Annotated in this window: 1 pseudogene; it reads right to left on the bottom strand. The window is 45.6% G+C overall.

The features are described 5' to 3' along the window. Positions 1-275 (bottom strand): annotated as a pseudogene (locus tag B3M51_RS04240) (magnesium transporter CorA); the annotation flags it as partial. Between the last annotated feature and the right edge of the window lie 186 nt (positions 276-461).

Raw genomic sequence — 461 nt, 5'->3', positions numbered from 1 at the left:
ACCGTGTGATGTCGCCCTTCTGAGTACCCCAGAAATAATGAATGCACATGCAGACCATCCTGATCGGTAAAGCACCGAGCCGAAGCCTCAATTTCTTCTACATCATCGACATCAGGAACTTCGTCACTGAACAAGGTCGCGAGTAATGCGCGTTCATCATCATCGGGCTCCAACGCATCAATCCAGTCGGCTTCTTTTAAATGATGTCCCAATACCTCGCCTTCAACTTTGATTTCCTTAATTAAGCCATGAGCAATTTTGTATAGGCGTAGCATGCCGGCTCCTAATTCGTTTGGGTTTGCCTGTGGGAATGATTAAAACATTGTAACGCAAGACCATATCATGCTTCACAGACTATGGCATTTGAGTGGCAATTCCATGACAGATTGATTTCAGACCTAGGGCTTGTTGATCTTTAATATCCACCTCTGCTGGCGACTATTTTTGTGTCCGACAAGGCG

The organism is Methylophaga sp. UBA2689 (assembly GCA_002354555.1).
Classification (GTDB): Bacteria; Pseudomonadota; Gammaproteobacteria; order Nitrosococcales; family Methylophagaceae; genus Methylophaga.
This window is presented reverse-complemented; position numbering and strand designations above follow the sequence as displayed.